Source organism: Methylacidimicrobium cyclopophantes (assembly GCF_902143385.2).
Taxonomy (GTDB): Bacteria; Verrucomicrobiota; Verrucomicrobiia; order Methylacidiphilales; family Methylacidiphilaceae; genus Methylacidimicrobium; species Methylacidimicrobium cyclopophantes.
On the sequence record NZ_CABFUZ020000226.1, the window covers coordinates 1 to 2,515 of the forward strand.

Here is a 2,515-nt window from a genome sequence, read left to right on the forward strand (position 1 = left end):
CCCGCCGTGGCGATCGCCCGGCGTGGGGAAGCGCTTCGCATCAGCTTCCCGAGCCCCTTACCCGGACCGGAGCGACGGAATCGGACGGCCGTTTTCGATCTCCGGCTGGGACCGGAGGGGTGGAGTGGGCCTACCATGGTCATCGCCCATGGGCTGATGTCGGTCAGCGATGTCGGATATCGCTATTGGGCCGGCCGCCTCAACGACCTCGGATGGAATGCGGCCTTCATGCACCTCCCCTACCATTATGCCCGTCGGCCCTTTTTGCTCTTTCCTGGAGAAATGTGCGTCACCGCCGACTTAGTTCGTACCGCGGAGACTTTGCGCCAAGGGGTGCTCGATTTACGGGTGTTTGCAGCATGGCTCCGGAGCCGTGGAGCAAGGCTCCTGGGCGGATGGGGAATCAGCTACGGGGGCTGGATCCTCGCCGAGGCGGCCTGCATCGAGCGGCTCTTCGACCGATTGATGCTTCTGGAGCCGATCTTCCGGATCGAGCACGCGATGTGGGAATCCCCGAGCGGGCGGGGGATTCGCAAGACGCTGGAGCGGCTCGAGATTTTCCCGGAGATCGCGGCTCCGCACCTCCGGCTGGTCTGTCCCAGTCTTTCTCGGCCCTTCTTGCAACCTCAGGAGGTTCTCCTACTCGGGGGAATCTACGATCGGGTGGTTCCGCTCCCGCTTTTGGAGGAGTTTCGGGACGCCTGGCACGGGTGCCACTTCTATCCATTTCCGCAGGGGCATGTCGGCTATCGTCTCATGCGAGAGAGCCTCGGGATCGCGCAAACAATTTGGCCTCGGGATTTTGTCCTCCCAAGGCATTGACAGAGAACCAAAAAATCCGATGATTTTAGCATGGATGCTCCTCGTGCGGTGTCCGCAGCCTATTCCGGTTCCTTTTCCGAGTCGGCAAGCCGAGCGCTAGCGGAAGAGCTGCGCTCGAAGCTCGGCGGGGATCCGCAGTTGGCGCTTGTTTTTGCTTCCTCGTCGTACGCGCCCTATTTGGCCGATCTGTGCGAAGTATTGACGATCTACGGCCATGCGCCGCTTCTGGTCGCCGTGACTGGACAGGGATTTCTCGCCGAAGGGGCGGAGTTCGAGGCCGAGGAAGGCTTTTCGATGCTCGGCCTCCGTCATCCGGCGATGAAGGCGATTCCCATCGCCTTTACTCCCGAAGCCTTGGAAACCGAGGAGCCTACGGCTTGGCACGGGATCACAGGAGTCGGACCCGCAGAGGCGGCCGGATGGATTCTCTTCGCCAATCCCCACCTCGTTCCGGTAGAGCGGCTCTTGCGGATCTGGAATCGCGCCTATCCCGGAATTCCGGCTTGGGGAGGACTGGCGGGCGGGGCCAGCGAAGGGGAGACCGCAGTCTTTCTCGACCGGAAGCCCGTGGAAGGGGGTGTTGCGATCGCCCTCCAAGGGGAGATCGGCTTTCATATCGTCGTCTCTCAAGGATGCCGACCGATTGGGGATCCCTACACGGTCACCGGGGCCGATCGCAATATCCTCTACACTCTGGGTTCCGGGAGCGCCTACCAGGCTTTGGCGAATGCCTTCGAATCCCTTTCGGAGCGAGAGCGGGAAAAGGCGCATGGCCATATCTTCGTCGGGCTCGCCGTTTCGGAATATCGAGATGAGTTTCGCCAAGGGGATTTCCTCGTCCGGAACATCCTCGGAGCCGATCCTTCCTCGGGCGCGGTCGCCGTCGGCGCTCTCGTACGCGTCGGTCAGACGCTCCAATACCAGTTACGCGATCCCGAATCGGCCGAGCGATCCTTGCGGAAGCTGCTCCAAGCGGAGAAGATTGAGTTTTTCCTGGAACGCCCGCCGCTGGCGGCCTTGGTGAGCCTCTGCGCCGGTCGGGGCAAGGGGCTCTTCGGCGTTGCCGGCAGGGACGCGGGGATGATCCAGGAGCTTTTTCCGCAGCTGCCGGCAGCCGGCTTCTTTGCCAACGGCGAGATCGGACCTGTGGGAAAGCTCAACTACCTCCACGGCTACTCCGCTTCGGTGCTCTTTCTTTCCTGAGCTTCCGGAGACTTTGCCGAGCCGGCGTAGGACGCGAGAACCCAGCGGCTCAGCACTCCTTCTGGATCCGCCGCGGCTTCCCCGGAAATCGTAAAGGTGTCCTGGCCGGTGTTGGCTTGGATGAGCCGCAAGCCGAAGGCGAAGTCCTTGAACTTCTTCCGGCAGAGCGCGGCGAGCGCACCGGGTTCCGAACCCGCTTCGGCGCGAAGCGCTTCCACCGCCTCTGGAGAAAAGCGGAGACGGAACTCATGGGTGCGGAAGAACTCCTCGCAGAACGCCTCCACTTCCTGAGCGAGCTCCCCTCCCCCTTTGCGGAACTGCTCCAACAGCGTCTCGAGCGCCTTTTCCGGGTCGTCGACGGCGGCATCGTCGATGACGATCTCCCGGAGACCCGTGCCTGGGCATTCAAAACGAAAAGGGCGCAAGACCCGTTCTCCGATGGTCATCAGTCCGCGGGCTCCGGTCTCTTCTTCGGCGGCGCGCGCCGCGA

At 62.6% G+C, this 2,515-nt stretch carries 2 protein-coding genes and 1 pseudogene; 2 read left to right on the forward strand and 1 reads right to left on the reverse strand.

Annotated elements, in window-relative coordinates; translation table 11 throughout:
• The coding region (locus tag FN369_RS11260; RefSeq protein WP_178087789.1) for an alpha/beta fold hydrolase at window positions 1-822 on the forward strand (822 nt) is incomplete at its 5' end.
• A 30-nt stretch (window positions 823-852) separates the two neighbouring features.
• Window positions 853-2,025: an FIST signal transduction protein gene (locus FN369_RS09470; RefSeq protein WP_142525909.1), complete on the forward strand. Its 1,173-nt coding sequence runs from the start codon at window positions 853-855 to the stop codon at window positions 2,023-2,025.
• Here FN369_RS09470 and FN369_RS09475 read toward each other — a convergent pair.
• Window positions 1,995-2,515 (reverse strand): annotated as a pseudogene (locus FN369_RS09475) (AAA family ATPase); the annotation flags it as partial. The gene FN369_RS09470 and the pseudogene FN369_RS09475 overlap by 31 nt on opposite strands.

Excerpts from the sequence above, each read along its gene's own strand:
- FN369_RS09470 (WP_142525909.1), top strand. The coding sequence starts at position 853 with ATGGATGCTCCTCGTGCGGTGTCCGCAGCCTATTCCGGTTCCTTTTCC.